The organism is Butyrivibrio sp. NC2002, assembly GCF_000702265.1.
In the GTDB taxonomy this organism is placed as follows: Bacteria; Bacillota; Clostridia; order Lachnospirales; family Lachnospiraceae; genus Butyrivibrio.
Genome location: NZ_JNKZ01000004.1, coordinates 535089 through 558001 on the forward strand (window position 1 = coordinate 535089; position 22913 = coordinate 558001).

Annotated in this window: 18 protein-coding genes and 1 tRNA gene; 4 read left to right on the forward strand and 15 right to left on the reverse strand. The window is 39.3% G+C overall.

All coding sequences use genetic code 11. The annotated features are described in order from the left end of the window. Positions 1-552 precede the first annotated feature (552 nt). The gene (locus T543_RS02470) at positions 553-1389 is read left to right on the forward strand and encodes a class I SAM-dependent methyltransferase (RefSeq protein WP_051638475.1); all 837 of its coding nucleotides are present in this window, start codon (positions 553-555) and stop codon (positions 1387-1389) included. A 56-nt stretch (positions 1390-1445) separates the two neighbouring features. Here the strand turns inward: T543_RS02470 and T543_RS02475 are convergent, their stop codons facing one another. The 3 genes from T543_RS02475 to T543_RS02485 form a co-directional block, all read right to left on the reverse strand. Then, entirely contained in the window at positions 1446-2945 is a 1500-nt protein-coding gene (locus T543_RS02475) for an ArnT family glycosyltransferase (protein WP_035765331.1), read from the reverse strand. 299 nt (positions 2946-3244) lie between these two features. After that, positions 3245-3787: an NUDIX hydrolase gene (locus T543_RS02480; RefSeq protein ID WP_035765332.1), complete on the reverse strand. Its 543-nt coding sequence runs from the start codon at positions 3785-3787 to the stop codon at positions 3245-3247. An 84-nt stretch (positions 3788-3871) separates the two neighbouring features. Then, complete coding sequence (locus tag T543_RS02485; protein WP_035765334.1) at positions 3872-4510, reverse strand: HD domain-containing protein; 639 nt, start codon at positions 4508-4510, stop codon at positions 3872-3874. A 165-nt stretch (positions 4511-4675) separates the two neighbouring features. Between T543_RS02485 and T543_RS02490 the strand changes: the two genes are divergently transcribed. After that, the gene (locus tag T543_RS02490) at positions 4676-5896 is read left to right on the forward strand and encodes a MerR family transcriptional regulator (RefSeq protein ID WP_035765336.1); all 1221 of its coding nucleotides are present in this window, start codon (positions 4676-4678) and stop codon (positions 5894-5896) included. A gap of 58 nt (positions 5897-5954) precedes the next feature. Here the strand turns inward: T543_RS02490 and T543_RS02495 are convergent. The 5 genes from T543_RS02495 to T543_RS02515 form a co-directional block, all read right to left on the reverse strand. Beyond that, positions 5955-6027, reverse strand: a tRNA-Gly gene (locus tag T543_RS02495). A 140-nt stretch (positions 6028-6167) separates the two neighbouring features. Continuing rightward, entirely contained in the window at positions 6168-7538 is a 1371-nt protein-coding gene (locus T543_RS02500; protein WP_035765339.1) for a sodium-dependent transporter, read from the reverse strand. 230 nt (positions 7539-7768) lie between these two features. Beyond that, complete coding sequence (gene cysK, locus T543_RS02505; protein WP_035765340.1) at positions 7769-8701, reverse strand: cysteine synthase A; 933 nt, start codon at positions 8699-8701, stop codon at positions 7769-7771. 16 nt (positions 8702-8717) lie between these two features. Then, positions 8718-9998 (reverse strand): O-acetylhomoserine aminocarboxypropyltransferase/cysteine synthase family protein, encoded by a 1281-nt coding sequence (locus T543_RS02510; RefSeq protein ID WP_035765341.1) that lies wholly within the window; start codon positions 9996-9998, stop codon positions 8718-8720. 144 nt (positions 9999-10142) lie between these two features. After that, complete coding sequence (locus T543_RS02515; protein ID WP_035765343.1) at positions 10143-11048, reverse strand: LysR family transcriptional regulator; 906 nt, start codon at positions 11046-11048, stop codon at positions 10143-10145. A 284-nt stretch (positions 11049-11332) separates the two neighbouring features. On the opposite strand from T543_RS02515, the gene T543_RS02520 reads away from it, so the two are divergent. Beyond that, complete coding sequence (locus tag T543_RS02520) at positions 11333-13000, forward strand: DUF6020 family protein (protein WP_155843120.1); 1668 nt, start codon at positions 11333-11335, stop codon at positions 12998-13000. Positions 13001-13058: 58 nt separating this feature from the next. On the opposite strand, the gene T543_RS02525 is transcribed toward T543_RS02520, so the two are convergent. From T543_RS02525 to T543_RS02555, 7 genes are all read right to left on the reverse strand, one after another. Continuing rightward, positions 13059-15227 (reverse strand): DUF6449 domain-containing protein, encoded by a 2169-nt coding sequence (locus T543_RS02525; protein WP_035765346.1) that lies wholly within the window; start codon positions 15225-15227, stop codon positions 13059-13061. Continuing rightward, positions 15202-16104 carry an ABC transporter ATP-binding protein gene (locus tag T543_RS02530; protein WP_035765348.1) on the reverse strand — a complete coding sequence of 301 codons (903 nt, stop codon included), beginning with the start codon at positions 16102-16104 and terminating at the stop codon, positions 15202-15204. Before T543_RS02530 ends, T543_RS02525 begins: the two co-directional genes overlap by 26 nt. An 18-nt stretch (positions 16105-16122) precedes the next feature. Next, entirely contained in the window at positions 16123-16503 is a 381-nt protein-coding gene (locus tag T543_RS02535) for a GntR family transcriptional regulator (protein ID WP_051638476.1), read from the reverse strand. A gap of 203 nt (positions 16504-16706) precedes the next feature. After that, positions 16707-18218, reverse strand: a complete 1512-nt coding sequence (locus T543_RS02540) for a carboxypeptidase M32 (RefSeq protein ID WP_035765351.1) — start codon at positions 18216-18218, stop codon at positions 16707-16709. 54 nt (positions 18219-18272) lie between these two features. Continuing rightward, entirely contained in the window at positions 18273-19124 is an 852-nt protein-coding gene (gene nudC / locus T543_RS02545; RefSeq protein WP_035765354.1) for an NAD(+) diphosphatase, read from the reverse strand. Positions 19125-19136: 12 nt separating this feature from the next. Then, complete coding sequence (locus tag T543_RS02550; protein ID WP_035765357.1) at positions 19137-20423, reverse strand: class I SAM-dependent rRNA methyltransferase; 1287 nt, start codon at positions 20421-20423, stop codon at positions 19137-19139. Positions 20424-20439: 16 nt separating this feature from the next. Then, positions 20440-21426, reverse strand: coding sequence for a helix-turn-helix transcriptional regulator (locus T543_RS02555; RefSeq protein WP_035765360.1), 987 nt, complete (start codon positions 21424-21426; stop codon positions 20440-20442). A gap of 347 nt (positions 21427-21773) precedes the next feature. On the opposite strand from T543_RS02555, the gene T543_RS02560 reads away from it, so the two are divergent. Beyond that, positions 21774-22850, forward strand: coding sequence for a DUF4349 domain-containing protein (locus T543_RS02560; protein ID WP_035765363.1), 1077 nt, complete (start codon positions 21774-21776; stop codon positions 22848-22850). Positions 22851-22913 lie beyond the last annotated feature (63 nt).

The following is a 22913-nucleotide window of genomic DNA, read 5'->3' on the forward strand; positions in this document are numbered from 1 at the left end:
TGCCACTGCGTCTCGGAGCGGTAAAAGCAACAAGTTGCCTTGAAATCAAGGGGACTTGGGGCTTTTGAAGAATTCGCAGATGCGATGTCTGAACGAATTCCACTTGTGACAAGGGTAAAAAGCCCCAAGTATATAGGAAAATGGACATACTTGTTGCTTTTGTACTTTCTACCACAGCGTCTCGGAGCGGCAAAAGCAACAAGTTGCCTTGAAATCACCGGAACTTGGGGCTTTTGAGGAATTCGCAGATGCGGTATCTGAATGAATTCTTCTTGCGACAAGAGCGAAAAACCCCAAACACTTAGGAAAGAGAAGAAATTGTCTGCATGAAGTCTTACTTTTTTGTTGAAATGTATCTTGAACTATAGTTTTGGTCAATATGCTCCTATGTATTCTTTCAATCCCACCACCTATTATAGTGTTGACAGACTTTTGTCTGTAAATTATACTTCTAAATATTTATTTTCTGAAATATCAATCTATTTTATTGAATATATCGAACTTATCAGGAATCTTAATGTTAATACATTTTTTAGATAGGGAGGTGAAGGGATGAAACATACAACAGCACATTCTATAGATAAAGAGACAATAATAAATAGCCCTTCAAGACAGGAGATCATTAGCAGTTTTTATTCCCAGTATGAAGAAGACGGGCGCCTTGATAGAACAGTTCATGGGAGGCTTGAATATGCCACAACCATGCACTATATTCACAGATATGCCGGCAAAGGCTCAAAGATACTTGAAATAGGAGCCGGAACCGGAAGATACTCTATAGCCCTTGCTAAAGAGGGAATGGATGTAACCTCGGTTGAACTTGTTGAAAGCAATCTTGAAGTACTTAGAGCTGGCAGCAAGGGTCTTCCTAACATTCATCCCATGCATGGAGATGCCACAAATCTCGAAGCTCTCGCTGATAACTCCTTTGATGTCACTCTTGTTTTCGGGCCTATGTATCATTTGTATGAAGCAAAAGAAATCGATAAGGCTATAGATGAAGCTATCAGAGTAACTAAGCCCGGTGGAATACTGCTTTTTGCGTTTATATCGGTTTATGCGATCATGTATTCCAACTACTTCTATGGAAACTGGAGTCTCGGTCAAAATGAAAACTTTACAGAAGATTATAAAATCAGGCATTTTAAAGAGCAGCTTTTTACAGGCTATGATATTGCTGAGTTTGAGAACCTGTTTTTGGATAAAAAGGTTTCCCCGATAACTACAACCGGTGTAGACGGGCTTATTGAGCCTTTAGAACCAAGGGCTGATTTCGATGTTTCGGATGAAGATTTCAACAAATTATTTGAATGGTATCTGCATTTTTCCGAGAAAAGAGAACTTTTAGGCAATACTAACCATCTGCTTTATATATGCAAGAAGGATTGATAACATAATTAAAGTGAAAGACTCTAAGCCACAGTCTTTCACTTTAATTATGTTACTCAGTACATATCGCTACTGAATATGAGATATGAATTGTCATGAAGGATTACATGTCCGGTCAGAATCTGTGAATATTCATCCCACTTATTTTTATCAAGTATCAGTATGGAATGAGGGTCTGCGAGGAAATTATCTATTGTACCTTCTACGCAGATGAGATTTCCATACATCTCGGCAGGAGCTACATATTCCGGCTCCCAGTGAGCCAAGTCTGCATAATTTATCCTCCAGTCAGCTATAAGGTAAGCATTATAATCTGCATAAGAATCACCATATTCCTCCCTGAATTCCTTTATATCATTAGTGAAGTTATCCACAGGATGCCCGCCTTTGCCCGCAACAGCAATTACATCCCTGATACACGGGACTACAAACCATAGGCTAAAACCAATGATTGCTGCCACAACCAAAGCCTTTGCCAGCATCCTGTCTCTACCAAGAACTTTTATACACCACTCTCCAAAGACCGCTGAAAATATGCACATGGCAATTTGTGATGTATAGGTGTACCAGGTCAAAAAGCTACCTGTTACTGTAAAGAATACTAATGGTGTCGCAATCCACAATATGAACAGATAATTGTCACCAAGGAAGTTTTTTAAACCTGTTAAAGAACTACCTGTAAAATACTTTTTATCACCGGCCCATAATATAATACCAATCACCAGGACTGCATAGAAAATGAAGCACACATTTAGTTTAAAAAAATCACTGATAGGCTCAATTACAAATTGCTTCGATTGCGAAACCCTATAAGTTACTTCACCCAAGAACAATGCTTTAAGCAAATTCGTGCCATCAAACATTGCTCTTTTGATCATCCATGCAATGGGCATTATAGAAGCCAATATCACTGAAATCACTACTCTTTTTGCCGACTTAAAAGCTTTATGGATTTTGGGAATATATAGAAGTCCTATTAAGAAGATCAGTGCTGCGTGAGGTCCCTTGCACATAAATGCCAGACCCAGATTCAGCCCATAACAATACATAAAATTGGGATGTTCCTCCATAAGATATAAAGAGAGCATCGCCAACACAAAAAAGAAATTGTACCAAGCGTCCATCTCCGCTGCTCTGTACATATGAAAACTAAACAGAGGCGTGCAGGCACAAAAAAGAATCGGATAAAGAGCGGCTGCGTACCTTTTCTTTTTATATAAGAGAAATGTCATGACGGCGATCAGCGTAAATAATCCACCAATTGCAGAAGGGAATCTAGCAGCAAATCCGCTAACCCCCAACACTTTGAACGACAGAATCATAATATCCAAAACCAAAGGCGGCTTTGAATTAAAGTAATCGGTCGCGTATCGATAAGTATTTATCAACCAATTACCCTGCTTATACATCTCATATACGTTTGTGGCATGATATGCTTCATCTGTCTGTATAAGATATCCTTCCCCCAGATTTTTAAAAAGCATGTAAATACATAGACCCACAAACACAATTGTAATCATTATCCAAATCGTATTGCTAAGCTTTCTTTTAGTCATAGCTCCACCTTTTAGATATATAAAAAACAATATGATGTATCAGTTAGAAATCTACAATTTAACTATTTAAGATTATCTTACCATAGCTGGAATAAATGTGTTATCCGTAATTGCTTGCATGAACCTTTTATAGTAGTACATTATAGTTAAAAATTGCAGTGGGCATCTTCGGATTACACCTGGAAGAACCTGATGCGTCGGGTTCTTTTTTGTGTCAATAATCACAAGCATTCTGTTGGTTATATCATACGAATGAAGGTGATATAACCAACAGACATTATATTTCGCAAAGCAAAGAGTTATTTATAAAACTGAAATGCATATAATAAGCCCAACATAGAAACTCCGTCCTTGGTTTCATTATTTTTTAGCATCTCAAGTACTTGTTCTTTCGGAAGCCATTTTTTGTATGCAACTTCGTCAGTATCGTATAGTGAACCTTCCATATCTACTCTGGCCGCAAAGCAGTGGCATATACAGTCTGACATACCATTGGCAGGATTTTGAGAACAAAGAAAACTTACGTCTTTCAAAGAACAGCCGGTTTCTTCAATACATTCTCTTCTAGCAGCTTCTTCAGGGCTTTCGCCTTCTTCGATTTTACCGGCTGGGATTTCCCATTCAAGTCTTCCAACAGTATATCTTCTGTGGCGAATAAGGAGTACTTCATCTTTTTCATTAAAAATCGTCACACAAACAGCTTCCTTTGGATAATGCACCTGATGGTACTTTTCAATGATATAGCCACTTGGAAGTTTTACCTTGTCAGCGTACAAACATACAAAATCACTTTCATATATTACTTTTCTATCAAGCCTTTGGGGCATAATTATATTTTCCATATTGTCCTTTCCGATTTACTTTATCCTATGGATTATCTAGTTTTTTCACAGATTCCACAATTTATCACATTCGAAATATCTAATTCAGTTGCTGTTTACCGGTGGTTTCCAGGGCTTAGGGCAGAGAAGAGTAGTTCTGCCTATATCCGGAAGAACATCATATATAGAACATCCCATACGCTCTTCAAAATCTTCTTTTATTTTGAAGGCAATCTCCCAACCTTTAATGTATCCTTCCATAATTCCGTATCGTCTTGTAACATCAACAAATCTTTTTTCCAGAATTACAAAACCATAATCTGTGGCAAGAGAATCACATAGCTGGATCAGCTTGTCATAATCATCAGGCTCACCACAATTCATTATGTAATCTCTGATAGCCTTCTCATGTCCTGTTTCGGGCTCGTAGCTAAACTCTTCCTGCATGTGAAGATAGGAATGTGTCATGCAAATTCTGGCTGCTTCATCCCATCCTTTTTTCATACAGTACTTATACCCTTCATATACGTGAGTAGGAATATCAACAAAACCGAATTTACATCTTCTTCCGATATCATGCAAAAGCCCGAATATATAAGCTTTCTCTGAATCCATATCAGGGATCTTTTCAGCAATGTTACGAGCTGCTATGCCAACATTTTTGGAGTGATCAACCCATGGTCCGGGATTTAAGTTTCTTGCTATTTCTAGCTCTTCCAGAGCTTCTTTGACACTTGGAAACATCTGCTTTACCTCCTTGTCTTGAATATATTCAGGCGCTCACTGAACTTATAACCATGACTTCCTGAATTTCTGAGGAAATTCAATATTCTATGTTATACTCAGATTATAAAAGGTGACGTTACGTAATCTTCAAGCACTATTTTTACTGTATCGGAGAAAACTTTTATGAATAAAAAAGGCTACTATTCATCCGGACAATTTGCCAAAATGGCTCACGTGTCGGTAAGAACTATAAGGTTTTATGACCAGAAGGGGCTACTTGTGCCATCTTATACAACAAAGTCAGGTGCAAGATTTTACACTGATTACGATTTTGCAATTCTGCAGCAGATAATGCTTTTAAAGTACCTGGGATTTTCTCTGGATGAGATAAAAGAAATACCAAACGGTCAGGCTGATAATCATTTCATTCTGAATGCCCTTAAGATGCAGAAAAAACTGCTTTCAGAACGAATTGATGAAATGAAAAATGTTGAAGAAGGTGTAAATGCAACCATCAAAGCTTTGGAAAGCTCTGCTGCTCCTGATTGGAAGCAGATGCTGGATCTGATCCACATGACTTCAATGGAGAACAACTTAAAGAGCCAATATCAAAATGCAAGCAACATCTCTGCCAGGATAGATCTTCATAACATATATTCAACAAATAAACAAAGATGGTTTAATTGGGTACTAGAGGAATGTAATATCTCTTCCGGGATGAATATTCTTGAGCTTGGTTGCGGTAATGGAGCATTATGGGCCGAGAATATAAGCGAATTGTCCAAGCGCAATTATACAGATATACAAATAACTCTTTCAGATATCTCTGCAGGTATACTGCATGATGCAAGACAGAATATAGAAAGTGCTACAAAGGCATATTCAAAAGAACTGCGAGACTTAACATTTTCTTACAAGGCATTTGATCTTAATGCTATACCATTTGAAGATAATTCCTTTGATCTAGTAATTGCGGGTCACGTCCTTTTTTATTGTGAGGATATCCAACTTGCCTGTAAGGAAATAAGTAGAGTGCTAAAGCCTGGCGGAAGACTTGTTTGTAGCACATATAGCAGTAACCACATGAAAGAAATCAGAGAACTGGTAAAAAATTTTGATGATAGGATCGTGCTTTCCAGCAATGACTTGTATAAAATATTTGGTTTGGAAAATGGTGCTGATATCCTGCGTAGCGTGTTTGAAAAAGTGGAGCTGAAGAAATACCAGGATGAAATAGTCATTACTGACGCCGGCCCGTTAATAGATTATATCTTTTCATGCCACGGCAATCAGAACCACTATCTTCTGAACAGATATGCAGAATTTAAGAATTATATTATGAAAAAGGTAAGTCAAGAATTCCACATAACCAAGGATGCAGGGCTCTTTATCGCAATTAATTAAATAAAGAGCTTTAATACAAAAAACGCACATCATGTGATGTGCGTTTTTGTATTAAAAGAGCGATAGACGGGGCTCGAACCCGCGGTCTCCACCTTGGCAAGGTGGCGCTTTACCAACTAAGCTACTATCGCATATATGTAAAGTCGCTTTCGCGACAGCAAAATAAAGTTTACACTAGTGTTCTATATTTGTCAACAACATTTTTGAAAAATCCAAAAATGTTGCTGACAACGTATCGCGCCGCCTTTTCTCATAACAGCCCATCCCCCGTTTATTTGCTGAAAAGTCCCTGTAAAAGAATTATAAGAATAAGTACAGGCAATACTATTCTGTAAAAATGCTTAAGGAAAGCAGGCATTTTAATGCCTGATCCGATGTTTACCTCATCAATATAGTTGTCAAATCCCCATCCAAATCGTGTTACGCAAAAAAGTAATATTACAAGCGCACCTGACGGAAGAATCAGATTACTTACAAGGAAGTCCTCAAAATCAAGGACATTCCTTCCACCAAAAAATACAAGATTTTTAAGAACATTAAATCCGAGAACGCACGGAAGTGATGCTACGAGCAAAAATGCGCAGTTTATGGCAACCGAGGTTCCTCTTTTTATGTTAAATATATCAACTACACTTATTACTATATTTTCAAAGACAGCGGTAACTGTTGAAAAGCTCGCAAATGTCATGAGCATAAAAAACAGCGTTCCCCAAAGTCTTCCCATCGGCATGTTTACAAATATTTCGGGAATCGTGGCAAAAATAAGCGACGGTCCCTGCGAAGGTTCTACTCCAAATGAAAAGCAGGCAGGAAAAATGATAAGTCCCGACATTATTGCAACAACAGTATCAAGCACAGCTATAGTTATGCTCTCGCCTGTAAGACGATTTTCTTTACCCATGTAGCTGCCAAAGACTTCAATTGATCCCATTCCTATGCTGAGCGTAAAGAAAGCCTGACTCATAGCTGATGATATGATCTTGGCAAGTCCTACAGTTTTTGCCCTGCCAAGATCCGGAAGCAGATAAAACTTAAGTCCCTCCATAGCATTATCAAGTCTGAAGCTCTTGGTTGTTAGTACTGCAAGGAGTATTAAAAGACCGATCATCATAAATTTATTTACTTTTTCCAGTCCATTCCTGACTCCAAGACTTAGTATTCCAAATCCTATAAGCACGGTTAGTACTGTAAAAATGCCCATTTCGAGGGGGTTATTCATAAGTCCGTCAAAAACAGCAGAAACTTCTATAGGTTTCTCATCAGTAGTAAACTGACCGGTAGCAAATTTATAAAAGTAGTCCAGCATCCATCCTGATACGGTAGTGTAATACATCATCAGAATGTAGCTTCCTGCAAGGCATATCCATCCATGAACGTGCCATTTCTGTCCTGGTTTTTCCAGCTTTTTGTAGGCTTTTACCATGGTTAGGCCGCTTTTTCTGCCTATTGCAAGTTCCATTGTCATTACCGGAATTCCCATTATTGCAAGGAAGAGAAGATAAAATAAAACAAATATTCCTCCTCCGTTCTGACCTGCCATATATGGAAACTTCCAGACATTTCCTATTCCAATCGCGCATCCTGCGCTGACAAGTATAAATCCGAGTCTTGATCCAAAACTCTCCCTGTTACCTTCGTTCATACACTTATAACCTCCAAAGTATCGCAAAGCCTTATTATATCATCTAACCTCAGCTGTGGAAACTTTGTTTTTATATGTATCTGATAAATTGTTACTGGCTAAAACTCCAACATCTTGAGTGGTCACGCACCCGCTCCAAGGCGCCTCCGGTGAGAATTTTTTTACTTAAAAAAGGACCGCAGAATATGATCATTCGCGGCCCTTAAACATATTAAATAATTTGATTTTTGTCAGTCTGTGAAAAGAGGAGTTGAGTAATATCTGTCTCCACTGTCGGGGAGAAGTGCAACTATTACTTTTCCTTTGTTTTCCTCTCTCTTTGCAAGCTCGATCGCTCCAAAAAGTGCTGCACCGGATGAAATACCTACAGATATACCCTCTTTTGCGGCAAGAAGTTTCGCAGTTTTGAAGGCATCCTCATTGGAAGATGTGAACACTTCATCGTACACCTTAGTATTTAAAACCTCCGGAACAAAGCCGGCTCCTATGCCCTGAATTTTATGAGCACCGCTTTTTCCTTCTGAAAGAACAGGAGAATCCTCCGGTTCAAGTGCAACAACCTTTATTTCTGCATTCTGCTTTTTAAGGTACTCTCCTACACCCGTTACTGTTCCGCCTGTGCCCACACCTGCAATGAAAACATCTACCTTTCCGTCAGTATCTCTCCAGATTTCAGGTCCTGTTGTCTCTCTGTGACTTGCAGGATTAGCCTCATTCGTGAACTGTCCGGGAATAAAGCTGTTTGGTATTTCCTTAGAAAGCTCCTCAGCCTTTGCGATTGCGCCTTTCATTCCCTTTGCCCCTTCGGTAAGTACAAGCTCAGCGCCGTATGCTTTAAGGATATTTCTTCTCTCAACGCTCATGGTTTCGGGCATTGTGAGAATTATCCTATAGCCTTTTGCAGCAGCTATCGAAGCAAGGCCTATTCCTGTATTTCCGCTTGTGGGCTCAATTATTACAGAGCCTTCTTTTAAAAGTCCCTTCTTTTCCGCATCTTCTATCATATATTTAGCAGCGCGGTCCTTAACACTACCGGTAGGATTGAAATACTCAAGCTTTACCAGAATTGTCGCATTTAATCCAAGCTCTTTTTCTATATTCGTAACCTCAACAAGTGGGGTGTTTCCAACTAGTTCTATTGCATTTTTAAATATGTTAGCCATGATTTTGTCTCCTGTATTATACTGCTGCAAACCCTTTTTCGAGGTCTGCGATTATATCGTCGATATGCTCCGTTCCGATAGAGAGACGGATTGTTGACTTGTTGATACCCTGATCGGTAAGCTCTTCATCTGTAAGCTGTGAGTGGGTTGTAGATGCAGGGTGAATAACAAGGCTCTTTACATCAGCAACATTGGCAAGAAGTGAAAAGATCTCGAGATTGTCGATAAATCTCCATGCTTCTTCCTGACCGCCCTTTATATCAAATGTAAAAATGGATGCGCCGCCATTCGGGAAATATCTCTCATAGAGCGCATGATCGGGATGATCTGCAAGAGACGGGTGATTAACTTTTTCTACCTTCGGATGATTTGCGAGAAACTCCACTACTTTCTTAGTATTTTCAGCATGTCTGTCAAGACGAAGTGACAAAGTCTCTGTTCCCTGAAGAAGAAGGAATGCATTAAAAGGTGAAATTGTCGCACCGGTATCTCTTAAAAGAATTGCTCTTATGTATGTAACAAAAGCTGCAGGACCAACTGCATCGTAAAATGATACTCCATGGTAGCTCGGGTTAGGAGCAGCGATGTTAGGATATTTTCCGCTTGCTTTCCAATCGAATTTGCCGCTTTCAACAATGATACCGCCCAGAGTAGTTCCATGACCTCCGATGAATTTGGTTGCAGAATGAACAACTATATCTGCGCCATGTTCAATAGGTCTTATAAGGTATGGTGTACCGAATGTGTTATCGATCACAAGCGGAAGACCATGCTTATGCGCGATCTTCGCTATCGCATCAATGTCCGGGATATCGCTGTTTGGATTACCAAGTGTTTCAAGGTAAATAGCTCTTGTATTATCCTGAATTGCATTTTCCACTTCGCTCAAATTGTGAGCATCAACAAAAGTTGTTGTTATGCCGTACTGGGGAAGTGTGTGTGCAAGCAGGTTGTAGCTTCCTCCGTAAATGGTTTTCTGAGTAACAATGTGTCCGCCGTTTGCTGCAAGTGCTTCTATCGTATATGTGATCGCTGCTGCACCGGATGCAAGTGCAAGTGCTGCGCTTCCCCCTTCGAGTGCTGCGATTCTTTTCTCAAGTACGTCCTGTGTTGAGTTTGTAAGTCTTCCGTATATATTTCCCGCATCAGCAAGACCGAATCTGTCTGCTGCATGTTTACTGTTATGAAAAACATAAGAGGTAGTCTGATATATCGGAACTGCTCTTGAATCTGTTGCAGGATCTGCCTGCTCTTGTCCAACGTGTAACTGTAATGTCTCAAATCTGTATCCGCTCATTTTCAAATCCTCCTTATTCCCGCCAATGTTTTGTTCCGGGTTTTTTATTCAATCTTGTTTTGTTGGATTTATATTACAATCCGGAGCACGACTTGAAAATTCGCTTAAATTTATCGCTCGTGATAAACATTACTTATAACATTGTTATATCTCTTTGTATTTAGTTAATTCATCTATATATGCCTGACCGTATACCGACATCTTACTTCCTATCCTCGTGATATAGCCTATTGTAAGAGGATCCTCTTCTTTAAGTTTTATCGCCACAAGACCTCCCAGGATCACATCATCACCTGAGAGCATTCCGGAGCCTATGGAATATCCTCCAAGCTCTGCGATTATTTCCATAGATGTTGCTCTGTCATCAGATTTGACCATCTTTTTAAAATCATAATCCGCCATAGCTTCCTCATTCAGATACAGATTGCTGTCATCGCTTTGATCAAAGGAAACCACAGGATAGTCTTCAAGTTCTTCTATTGATATCTCTTTTCTTCCCGCAAGTTTATGCCCTTTCCACACGTAGATATAAGTTTCTCTTATCATAAGAGGCGTAAACTCAAGCTGATATTCTTTGAAGAGCTTCTTCATAAGTGCCTCATTTGCACCCGAAAAAGACACTATTCCGACTTCGCTTTTTAGTTTCCTTACATCCTCAAGTACCTCTTTTGTCTTGGTTTCATGTATTGAAAAGATGTACTTACCGGGATCCATCTTTTTTATAACGTCCGTGAATGCCCTTATTGAAAAGTTATAATGCTGTGTGGATACTGAAAACCTCTCTTTATCACTGTCTTTTGATAAATACCTGTCTTCCAGAATTTCATACTGCGCAAGCGCCTTTTTAGCATAGATAATAAACTCCCTGCCTTCATCAGTTAGGGATATTCCTTTGTTTGTTCTCTCAAAAACAAGGATCCCCAGCTCATCCTCCAGCTCTTTGATGCTTGCAGAGAGCGCAGGCTGCGAAACATAAAGTTTTCCTGCAGCTTCCCTCATAGATGATGAGGCTGCAACTTCCAGTACATACTTGATCTGTGTAATATTCATAGCCTTCCCCACTTTTCCTACCAAGTTGGTATAGAATGATTTCCTTGAGGGCTATTATATATTATTTCACACAGCCATGTCCACATGTTGCACGGTTCCTACGCCTCCGCTTTCCTTAAGATTCATAAGTATATCTTTTCCCTCGGAATCCTTGAACCAGACCTGCAGCTTATCAAATATTTCATCAAAATCTTTAGACCCTTGTGTGCTTTTTTCTTTTGTGCGCGAGAAACTATTTTGATAGAAATGTATATACGAAAATGATATTATATATGATGTTTGAAATGAAAAAAGTTCATCTTCTTATATGGGAAAAGGGAGAGAGTTCTAAAATGGGGAGCACATATAAAAATGGTATTTATCGTTCTGTAATATGTGGCATTATCGCATTTATCAATGCCATCTGTACGCAGGCAATTTTAACTCATGCCTGTTTTGGGTGGAATTATCTGCAGAGAAAAAGCTGGCTATTAATGTTTTTATCCGGCTTTGTAATTGCTGTGATCTTTTCCGGTCTACTTGATTTTTTATCCTCAAAAAAAGGACTTGTATTTAAGTCTAAAAAGATATTTATCATATTACCTTTTCTGTTTTTTATCTGCTGGCTTCCGTACTTTATAGTCTATAGTCCCGGACTAGTAAACTACGATACAGTCAATCAGGTTCTGGACTTTTTGGATGGAATATCTCCTGTTCCTTTTGGATTTGTTAACGGGCAGGAAGAAGTTGTTGCGCTATTTAATGCGCATCACCCTGTTCTGGTGACGATAATCTTCGGTACCTTTATAAAAATCGGCATTTTACTGGGAAATCCCGCAATCGGACTAATGCTGTATATCACGATACATATGATTCTGGCAGCTGTTATCTTTAGCTTTGCCATTAAATATGTCACTGATCTTTCAGGTGCTTTTGATGGAGTAAGCGCTTTACTTGTAGCCTTTTTCGCGCTTTGTCCTATAATCCCTTACTATGTTTGCATAATGCTCAAAAATTCGCTTCATTCATTGATTGCAGTAATATATGTCTTAATTTATCTAAGAATGGCATTAAAACCGGGCGAACTCTCTGCCAGGGAAAAAGTACTATGGTTTGTTTCTTCCATTCTGTTACCCCTTACGCAAAATACCGGTATTTATCTCGTAGTACCGACCAGCATTTTGCTCATCATCAAAAACTGTACGAAAAGTAGGAAATTCGTCGCAAAAACTCTTGCGACGGTATTCATAATGATGATGATAATTACCAAAATAGTTTATCCGTTTTTCAATATTTTTCCCGGCGGCAAACAGGAAATGCTTGGTACTTTGTTCCAGCAGACCGGCCGATATGTACGCGACTATGGCGATGAAGTTACAGAGGATGAAAAAAAGATCATATCTTCTGTTGTAGATTTTGACGTTCTTGTAAATGATTTTAAGTTTGAATCAACAGATGCTATTAAGGCATCCTATAATCTTCATGTGACAAAGAAGGAATTATCAGATTATTATAAAGTATGGCTTCGCCAGGGACTGCGGCATCCCGGTGCATACTTTAGAGGAGTTCTTCCCATTTGCGGACAGTTTTTTGCAATGGGATATGATGTGGGAATATTCGATCATATTCCTGCTGCTGAAAATATCGGAGTCTGGGCGCAGATGAAACACAGCTTTTCGGATGAGGTTCGATCAGTCTTTACCAGCTGGTATTACTGGATCAGATCCTTCCCCTTCATCAATATATTGTTTCAGCATGCGCTCTATGCGCTGTGGATTCCAATGTATGCTGTTTATAGAAAGCTAATTTCAAAAAATAAGAGCTTACTGTTTATCATGCCGTTCATTGTTAATGATCTGTTCTTGATAGTAAGTCCTATGGGATATTCAAGATATGCTTTATCAATGATATTTACGGGACCGTTTTTACTTTATCTGGTTTTCAGGATGGAAGAATTTGCTATAAAAAAATGAAAAAATGAGGAATATTCCAAAGGGAGTATTCCTCATCTCTTTTATCCACTTCCACTATTTAGCCGTTATTTAGGTGTATTACCCATCCGGCATCTGTTGAACTATCTGCTTCTGTTTCTTCTTCATCCTGCGCCTTATTCACTATATCTCTAAGGTCTGACGGGATCTTGTCTACATCAGTTATTACAACAGTATCTGAAAAAATATTGCCTATCGACAGGGTTGCCAGATCCGATGATTTCTCACTCTTTACTGCTGAATTTACATGATACAAATCATATGGAATAGCATTTTCGACCGTTTCCTTTATGTCTTTTCTGTCTTCAGAGCTCCATTCATAGTCATCTTCTCCAGAATAAACAGTCATATCAATAACTGATGCCTTTTCATATCCATCTCTCCATTCCACAGGAAGATTTTTGGAGGAAAGAAAAGCCTTTGTATTTGTAAAAGAAGGAAATACATAAAAATTGTAAATTTCCATTCCGTCATATCTTTTATTTCCAAGGTTTCCCAAAATTGTATACTCTATAAGCGGAGACTCCTTTTTAAGATCGTCAAAGTTCTGGGAATAGATATCCTTTTTCAGTGCTTCAAGCATCTCTTCTCGCTCAGATAAAGATAATTCTTTTATATGGGATCCTGTGATATCAGTATAATTTAAGGCATAAAATTCATCAGGCTTAGAATCCAGGATTCCAAAGCAGGCATTCTTAAATTCCTCTGTATTAAAGATTTGTCCGAAATTATCAAGTATTGCCTCATCACTCATGTCGACATAGAATTTTCTGTCTACTGTCTTTCCGTTTTTCATGTGCCAACGGAAACTAATCTCCCTAAGTGTCGCATTTTCATCATAAGAGTATGAATCATTGTTACTAAAAATCTTTTCAAAGCGAATCTCTTTTGTCTTCTTTGCTCCGGCAAGTTCGATCGGCTCAATATTTGACATATCGCTAAGGCGCATATTTTCCATAACTCTGCCATCCTTACCCATATTATACATATATGTCCCATCATTAGATAACATGCAAGTCCTAAGATTATCAAATATCATGTCTGTTGTCACTGCGCAGCTCTCTACTCTGTCAGTATTCGGAAGCCAGCAGTCATAACCAAATAAATCAAAGATGAATGCTGCAACCAAAAATGCACTTACAGCTCCTGCAAGAGCACTTGATGGTATGTGCTTCATACTGGCTTTAAAGTCAAATTCGTATATAGTCTCTATAACTATATGCGTTACAACTACTCCGCACAAAACTCCAAATACAAGACCGAAAACCTTATCACTTAATCCATAGAACAGAAGTCCAAATGAGAGGGAAACTGCTATCATGATCGCAATTTTTATTAAAGGCTTAGTAACCTTAAATGCCATCGCTTTTCCTGCTGCCTCGGATGGTCTTATTGTATTTAAGTACCTGCAGCCAAAATATAAAACTATTGAAAGCACACAGATAACAGCGAGTTCAGGAAGTAAATGTACAGGGTAACTTACTGTTTTTATTTCCTGCATCTTAGCTATGATTTCAAATATAGGTCCAACCGGGAAATATTCTAACCATGATGACTCTTTTTCAAAAACCGAATAGGAAATGAAAAATTCCAGCTCATATAATTGAATAATAAAAGTGTAGAAGCTTGTAAGTCCGTAAAAGACCATTGTTCCCAAAAAAGCAACAACTATGTGCCCTGTCAGAACTGCTGCAAGGATCGCAATCATATAAAGGAAAACATATTCAGCAATTACGGTAACTGCTGATAAAAGATAAGCTCCGATCGTGTTCCACAGGACGAATCCGTTTGCAATACCTATGATCAGGGTAATTATATTGCATATTATAAAAGGAACTGCAAATACAAGGATCCCGTTTACGCACATTATGTCAAAAAGTTTGCTTCTCTTCATTGGAAGTGCGCCATACAAGTCGCTCATTTTAGAATCACTAAGATATGAAAATCCCTGAAGGGCATTCACTACCGCAAGCCCAAAAACTATGATAACAACAGGTACTGAAGGCGCTGATACATTTTGGAAAAATGCACGCCTTATATCTTCTATAACTGCCAATTCATGTTCAAGCCTGTACTTATAGCGACTTATAAGAAGCATGATAAAAACTATCTGTGCAAAAAAGTTAGCTGCAATTGATAATGCTATTGGCCAAAGCCTTCTTTTTCTGTTTTCTTTACATAAATCAGCAAATGATCTTTTTGATGTCATATCCCTCTACCCCCGTTTCACTTATGAATATCTCCTCCAGAGAAAGTGGCAGCATCTCCATATATATCGGGCTCTCTTCCATAAGAACCTCCCTTGTCTCTTCCTCAGTCCCCCTGACTGTAAGCGTCACAAGTTTTCCCCTGTTCTCTTCTGAAATCACGCACAGCCTCTTCATTACGCGCTCTTTACTGTCATCATCCCTGAATACGCACTGAAGCTTGTGCACATCGGCCTTGGCATCATCAAGGTTCTTGGACAAAATTATTCCTCCCTTGTGAAGAAGGCCCACTGTATCACATATATCCTCAAGTTCTCTTAGGTTATGCGATGCAATAACCGGTGTGAATTTCCTTGTTGCCATTTCGCCTGCAAAAATGCTCTTAACCGCCTGCCTCATAACAGGATCAAGTCCGTCAAAGGTTTCATCGCAGTATAGATATCTGGTCATTGAAGACAGCCCAAGAATAATACTTAACTGTTTCTTCATTCCCTTTGAAAATGTCCTTATCTTGCGCTTTTTTTCAAGTCCGAACTTATCCATAAGCTCTGAGAATCTCTGCATGTTGAAGCTCTCGTATACTTTCTCGAAAAAGACCGCCATTTCCAAAGGAGTTGTATTCGGGAAAAATGCTATGTCATCCGAGATATAGAAAAATTCCTGCTTTACCTTGGGATTATCAAACACAACTCTTCCGTCTATGCTTATTGTTCCTTTGTCAGGCTTTAGTATTCCTGCAGCCATTCTCAAAAAAGTACTTTTTCCTGCGCCGTTTGTTCCGATAAGCCCAAATACCTGACCGTCTTCTATAGTCAGGTCGATTCCACTAATAGCAATGATATCTTCAAAACTCTTTGTAAGATTTATCGCTTGTATCATACCTTCCTCCTATAAAAACTATTTCTCTTCTTTCCTGTCTTTAAAGTGTTTTTTTACAAAATCCAGAACCTCTTTTTCATCAAGGCATAATGTATCGGCCTTATTTAAAAGATTTCCCATTTCATCAAAAAACTCCTTGCGTCTCTGTGGCATGACCTGCGAAGTATTCTCCGCAAATCTCCCCCTGCCTGCTACAGAATAGCAAAATCCCCTCTGCTCAAGATTGTCATATGCCTTCTGTATTGTGTTTGGATTGATGGACAGATCCATAGCAAGCGATCTGACTGAAGGAAGTGCTTCATCCGGACCTATTATTCCGCGCAATATAAGCCCTTCCATTTTGCTTGATATCTGCTCATATATAGGTCGTTTGTCCCTATAATCAATTTCAATCAGCATAAGTACCTCCTGATCTTGTGCCATAAGTGTACTATCTCATCTAGTACACTTAGATAATACACATCGTCATATCCTCTGTCAACAAAAATTACGATTTTTTGACAATTATTTTTTAAGAGCAATAGAAAAAGAGGCCGTATATAGTACAGCCTCCCTTTGCTTTTTCCGGTTTCTTTATTATCCGTATATTGAAAAATCGTTAATTACAGCTCATAAAGTTCTGAATATTTTTCCTCAAGATAATCAAGGAAGTCATCAGCAGTGAGTTCTCTTCCTGTGATATCCTTTATCCACTCTGAAGGAGCAAGCCTGTCTGCTTTCTTAAATACATTCTCCTTCATCCAGTTATTTATTGTAGTAAGATCACCCTTTTCAACGCATCCGTTTATGTCGATCTCGTTTTTCATGCGGTTATAGTACATTGCGTTGTACATGTTTCCGATAGAATATGTCGGGAAGTATCCAAAGCCTGATGTCCAGTGCACATCCTGAAGAACACCCTCTCTGTCATTTTGAGGCTCTACTCCAAGGTACTCCTTATATTTCTCTTTCCATCTTCTGGGAAGGTCTTCTACATCTATTTTGCCTTCGAAGAGCTCCTTCTCTATCTCGTAGCGGATTATTACGTGGAAAGTATAAGTAAACTCATCTGCCTCTGTCCTTATAAGTGAAGGCTCTACAATGTTAAGTGCCTCGTACAGTTCTTTCTCAGATACACCGTCCATTACCTGCGGGAAGATCTCGCAAACCTTGGGATAGATCAGATGAACAAACTCTCTTGATCTGCCGATTCTGTTTTCATACATTCTTGATACAGATTCATGCATACCAAGAGTCTTTCCGTCTGTAATGAAATATTCGTAGTTTTCCCTGGGCTGATTGCTTTCAAACAAAGCATGACCACCTTCGTGGATAATTGAATACATGCTTGATGCAAACTGAGTCGGGTAGTAATGAGTTGTTATTCTAGTATCGTCTTTTCCAAGACCTGATGTGAAGGGATGCTCAGATGTAGTAAATGCGCCTCTTTCAAGGTCAAATCCCAGCACATCTATAAGATACTCTGCCATCTTTTTCTGCTGTTCATCAGTAACTTCTATCGACATAAAGTCTCTGCGGATTTCTTTTTTGCTGCTCTTTATTTTTTCAAGAAGAGGAAGGAGTCTTTCCTTGCACTGTCCGAAGAGTTCATCCAGTTTTTTGGAGGTGATACCTCTTTCATAGTCATCAAGAAGATGGTCTATTACAGGCTTTGAATCCGCATCATCTCTTAAGCTTACAGCCTCTGCATTTGCATTTTTTACCTTTAAAAGAGAGTCTTTAAATAGTGAAAAATCTGAAGCTTTTCTTGCTTCTGACCAGTCCACAAAAGCCTTGTTGTATACAAGCTGAAACTCCATCTGCTTTTCGGGAGTTATGTTCTTCTCCTTTTCATAAGCTCTGTGTAAGTTGTCTGCAAGTGCCTTGTCCCATTCTCCGAGCTCGTCTCTGTGATCGTAGAGATAGTTTTCAGCTTCCACAAATTCATCTGCCTTGGTAAGCTTAAATGCCTGATTAGCAAGAAATGCCATTACTTCTCCCTGCTCCTCCATTCCCTTTGGCGGGCAGATTGTCTCCTGGTCATAGCTTAATACCGAAACTGCATGTCCGTATGTGTCAGCTTCACTTAAAACTTTCTTTACATATTCGAGCTTTTCCTTTAATTCGTTACTCATTTTTTCCTCCAATTTACTTTTTCGTTCCCATTTTTGTGACCTGTCATGCACAATTTACATAGGAAAATCCTCAGGATGTTCCTTAAAGTGCATTATCATAGTGGCTGTAAGGCTCAAGTTTTTTGCCTCTGAACCAATATCACTTCTTTTTATAAAAAGAGCCTGAGAAAGCTCATTTTCATCCATTTTTATTTCGCTATCTTCTGCCTCGCAGAAAAAACCAAGCAAAAGGTTAGAGTCAAATCCCCAGGGCTGACTTGCAAAATATCTTATATTCTTTACTTTAAGCCCTACCTCTTCCATTACTTCTCTTCTGACTGTATCTTCTGCTGTTTCGCCGATCTCGCAAAAGCCCGCAATTAGCGCATTTCCCTTATATGCTCTGCCGGCATATCTGGTCATAAGAATTCTGTCTTTGCAGGTAACTCCCACGATTACAGCAGGGCATATCTTTGGATATATAATATTTTTGCAGGAAGGGCATATCATTGCCCTTTCCTTGTCATAATATTCTGTCTTTGCAGCACATCTTCCGCAGAATCTGTTGTCTCTATACCACACAAACAGATGGTATGCAGTCATCCCCGCAAAACACAGATCTTTTGGATAAGCATTTCTTAAAACCCTAATATCTTCATAGGTAAATCCGCCTGATCCATCAATGTCTCCATCATTTTCGATGTCGCTTTTTTTAAGAAAAAAGCTCCTGTCATCTATCTTAAACAGGAATATCACATCTTCTTTTTTAAGACCAAGATCACTAAAGCGCGGGCAGATCACACCTCTTCCCTCTTCAATTTTGCACAGAATCTTTCTATTACAAAATGAAAAAACTATACTGTCAGATGAAGGCTCAGTATTTTCATACTCATTATGAAATATTTCGGGAGCTATATCCTGTATCATATCCGCCCTTTCTTACATCTCTTCACAAACCTGGAAGATAATGAACTTAAGGTAGTAAGAGGCATCGTTTGACCAAAGGATAGGATGGTCTGCTGCCTGCTGCCTGAATTCCACCTGCCTTAGCTGCTTGTGAGCGCTTCGAGCTGCCTCGCGTATTGTCTTTTTAAAGAGCTCTTCATCCATGAAGTGTGAGCAGGAGCATGTTGCAAGAAATCCACCGTTTTTGACGAGCTTCATTCCCCTTATATTTATCTCTCTGTATCCTGTAACCGCCTTCTTAATTGATGCGCGAGACTTGGTAAAAGCAGGGGGATCAAGGATCACCACATCATACTGTTCTCCCTTTTTCTCAAGATCAGGGAGCAGATCAAAAACGTCTGCACACTCAAATTTAATTACATCTTCAAGTCCGTTTAGTTTGGCATTTTCAAGAGCCTGAGCGCAGCCTACATCTGATGCGTCGACTGCAAGGACAGATGAAGCACCTGCTGCCGCTGCGTTTAATCCAAAGGATCCTGTATGTGTGAAGCAGTCGAGTACCTTTTTGCCTTTGCAGATTGAAGCGATCGCCCTTCTGTTATTTTTCTGATCAAGGAAAAAGCCTGTTTTCTGGCCATTTTCCACATCAACATAATACTTTACGCCGTTTTCTTCTATCAGCACTTTTGTATCAAAAGGCTCGCCTATAAATCCCTTGATCCTTTCAAGGCCTTCCTGTTCTCTGACCTTGGCATCACTTCTCTCGTAAATGCCCCTTATTATCACACCATCCTCAGAGAGTACCTTTTTGCAGGTATCAAGGATTATGTTTTTCATCCTGTCTGTTCCAAGCGCTAGTGACTCTATTACGAGAACGTCCGAGAACTTATCAATTGTGATTCCCGGAAGGAAATCTGCTTCTCCAAAAACGAGGCGGCATGATAGCTTTTTAAGCCTGTCACTTTCTGATCCTTTATCTGTCACAGCTTTGTTATCGCCTATGCCATATACAACGGGGTCCATCACAGCTTTTCTGTATTCCCAGGCATTTCTTATTCTTTTCTCTATCAGCTTTTCATCTACAGTATTCTCTTTTTTTCTGGACATCATACGGACTCTTATTTTGGAATTCGTATTGATAAAGCCGTATCCCATAAAATAGCCATCGTGGTCATGCACTTCAACAATGTCTCCATTTTCAAAGCTTCCTTCCACTTTGGTTATCTCATTGTCAAAAACCCAGGCTCCGCCCGCTTTGATTGTTCTTCCTTCTCCTTTTTTGAGAATTACTTTTGCATCTGATACTACTATTTTCTCCATATATCTTCCTATCTTCTTAATATTGCGCTAATCTGGCGCTTATTTCCTCTTTGTACCTGTTTCTTACATCATCAGGTCCCATTATCTTTACGTTTGTTCCAAGTCCGAATATCCAGCCAAAGAACTGATCGCTTAGAGCAACTTCAACTCTCGTTTCATACCATCCGTCTTCCGAAGATTTTTTGATAACGGCATCTTTTCCGAACCTGTCCAGAATAACACCTACCATCTCCTCTTTAAAGCCGATATTGACTACCTGTTCGTTTCCGTTAAACATACCAAAATTTTTCTTGGTATAACCGGCAAGGTCTATTTTATCAAATACCTTCTTGCCTTCTCGCTTTTCATCGATAAGTTTTATGAACTTCATCTTATCTACGCGGTAGTGCTTAATAATTTCAGCCTCTGAATCATAGGCAATAAGGTAATAATTTTCATCATCCCATGTAAGTGCCCAGGGACTTACCTTGTATAAATGTTTCTGCCTAGGGACCATTTCCTTATGAATGTTCCACTGCATGTACTCGAACTCAATCTTAGAGTTACTCATGATCGCATTATGTAAGTCGTTGACAATGTAATATATACTTTCATTCATTGTCTTTATCCTGCCCTGAACAACGACCTGTCTGTTCAGAGTTGCAGCTTCATATACGCTTACAAGACTTGTCAGCTTTTTTATCAGTTCCCTGGACTTTTTCTCCGTAATAAACTTGGATGACTGAATTGCATCTACAAGGAGCTGAAGTTCTGCTATCTCGAATTTCTTCGAGCCGACGTGATAGCCATAGCTTCTGCCAACAGACTCACCTATGACATCTATTCCCAAAACCTGAAGCGCTTCCATATCGTTGTACAGGCTTTTCCTATCCGCAGTTATGTCATTTTCCGCCAAAAGCTGTTGTATCTGCGGCATGGTAAGATAGTGGTCATCATCTGTTTTTTCTACCATTATCTTTGCCAGGTAATACAATTTTAGTTTTTGATTTGTTCCTTTAGGCATGATTTTTCTCCGTTACCTGTATGTATTATGTTTTTCCCGACAATACTATCTTCGTATACTTTCTCCAAATTTGCAAACCTTTATATTAGTGTCAGCTCCTGCCACCGGCTAAGATAAATACTATGCGCGGATACTCATCTATCTGCTATGAAAACATATTATATTTTGATAAAATATAGTTGCTTTTAAGACTTCTTGCAGGCAAAGATGAAAAAGTCCGCAAGAATCCTGCCTTAAAGAGTCATAAGGAATCCACCGCAAGCGGTACCCCCTTATGACCAAGTATGCAGGACATGCCCTTTACTTTGCGAGGACCTGGTCCAATATGTTTTTTGTTGGAGGTAATAATGAAAAGAAATATTACTAACTTTATTAAAGTCACAGCAATCACCTGTGCACTTTCTTTGGGCATCTTAGGATGCGGAGGTTCTGACGGAGCCGCTTCTTATGATAGTGCAGGCAGCATGGATTATGCTGCGGAGGACTATTATGACAGTTACAATGAGGAAGCTGTAACTGAAAGCGGCGTGTCTGAGGACTCTTCAACTGAAGCTCCGGAAGTTAAAAAATCCAATCGCAAGCTCATCACAAATATGTCTATGTCGATCGAGACAAAAGAATTCGACAAGATATTGTCTTTTCTTGAATCAAGGACAGAAGCTCTCGGAGGCTATGTTGAATCGATGTCAATTGATTCCAGGTACTCTGACGACAGAAGATACGGCTCACTGACGCTTCGCATCCCCGAGGAAAATCTTGATAGCTTCGTTAATGAAGTATCCGAAAAAAGCAATATTACATCTCAAAGTAAAAACGTTACTGATGTAACTCTTTCTTATGCCGATCTTGAGAGCCACAAAAATGCTTTGCGCGCAGAAGAACAACAGCTCCTTACTCTTATGCAGCAGGCTACAACCATTGAGGAAATAATGGCGGTTCAGGAGAAGCTGACCGATGTCCGCTACCAGATCGAATCAATGGAGTCTCAGCTTAGGACATACGATAATCAGATAACCTACAGCACTTTAACTGTGAGTGTTGAAGAGGTTGAAGTATTTACTCCTGAAGCAAAGCAGACCTTTATGGACGAAGCAAAGCAGGGATTTGTCGAAAATGTCGCCCTTATAATATCTGTATTTAGAACAATTGCACTGCTTATCATAACTCATATTCCTACGCTCATACTTATTCTTATCATCGCAGGAATTGCAATCCTTCTGGTAAGAGCAGCTGATAAGCGCCACAAAAAAAGAATGCAAAACAGAGGCCCCAGCAATATGAATCCATATCCTCAGCAGGTTCCTCTTAATCAGGCTTCATATATGCCAAACGGCACTACCTATCAGCAAACACCTCCCGGAAATGCTGCAGGTACAGCTGCTCCCGCAAATCCTTTGAATGGAAATAATGGAGAAAATAAATAAGAATTAATGAAAGCCGCTCTTACTTGCTTTTGATAAAACAAATAAGGGCGGCTTTTTTCTGCT

What these genes read in the sequence shown, in the direction of transcription:
- T543_RS02470 (WP_051638475.1), top strand. Translation starts at nt 553, where the DNA reads ATGAAACATACAACAGCACATTCTATAGATAAAGAGACAATAATAAAT.
- T543_RS02475 (WP_035765331.1), bottom strand. Translation starts at nt 2,945, where the DNA reads ATGACTAAAAGAAAGCTTAGCAATACGATTTGGATAATGATTACAATT.
- T543_RS02480 (WP_035765332.1), bottom strand. Translation starts at nt 3,787, where the DNA reads ATGGAAAATATAATTATGCCCCAAAGGCTTGATAGAAAAGTAATATAT.
- T543_RS02485 (WP_035765334.1), bottom strand. Translation starts at nt 4,510, where the DNA reads ATGTTTCCAAGTGTCAAAGAAGCTCTGGAAGAGCTAGAAATAGCAAGA.
- T543_RS02490 (WP_035765336.1), top strand. Translation starts at nt 4,676, where the DNA reads ATGAATAAAAAAGGCTACTATTCATCCGGACAATTTGCCAAAATGGCT.
- T543_RS02500 (WP_035765339.1), bottom strand. Translation starts at nt 7,538, where the DNA reads ATGAACGAAGGTAACAGGGAGAGTTTTGGATCAAGACTCGGATTTATA.
- cysK (WP_035765340.1), bottom strand. Translation starts at nt 8,701, where the DNA reads ATGGCTAACATATTTAAAAATGCAATAGAACTAGTTGGAAACACCCCA.
- T543_RS02510 (WP_035765341.1), bottom strand. Translation starts at nt 9,998, where the DNA reads ATGAGCGGATACAGATTTGAGACATTACAGTTACACGTTGGACAAGAG.
- T543_RS02515 (WP_035765343.1), bottom strand. Translation starts at nt 11,048, where the DNA reads ATGAATATTACACAGATCAAGTATGTACTGGAAGTTGCAGCCTCATCA.
- T543_RS02520 (WP_155843120.1), top strand. Translation starts at nt 11,333, where the DNA reads ATGAAAAAAGTTCATCTTCTTATATGGGAAAAGGGAGAGAGTTCTAAA.
- T543_RS02525 (WP_035765346.1), bottom strand. Translation starts at nt 15,227, where the DNA reads ATGACATCAAAAAGATCATTTGCTGATTTATGTAAAGAAAACAGAAAA.
- T543_RS02530 (WP_035765348.1), bottom strand. Translation starts at nt 16,104, where the DNA reads ATGATACAAGCGATAAATCTTACAAAGAGTTTTGAAGATATCATTGCT.
- T543_RS02535 (WP_051638476.1), bottom strand. Translation starts at nt 16,503, where the DNA reads ATGCTGATTGAAATTGATTATAGGGACAAACGACCTATATATGAGCAG.
- T543_RS02540 (WP_035765351.1), bottom strand. Translation starts at nt 18,218, where the DNA reads ATGAGTAACGAATTAAAGGAAAAGCTCGAATATGTAAAGAAAGTTTTA.
- nudC (WP_035765354.1), bottom strand. Translation starts at nt 19,124, where the DNA reads ATGATACAGGATATAGCTCCCGAAATATTTCATAATGAGTATGAAAAT.
- T543_RS02550 (WP_035765357.1), bottom strand. Translation starts at nt 20,423, where the DNA reads ATGGAGAAAATAGTAGTATCAGATGCAAAAGTAATTCTCAAAAAAGGA.
- T543_RS02555 (WP_035765360.1), bottom strand. Translation starts at nt 21,426, where the DNA reads ATGCCTAAAGGAACAAATCAAAAACTAAAATTGTATTACCTGGCAAAG.
- T543_RS02560 (WP_035765363.1), top strand. Translation starts at nt 21,774, where the DNA reads ATGAAAAGAAATATTACTAACTTTATTAAAGTCACAGCAATCACCTGT.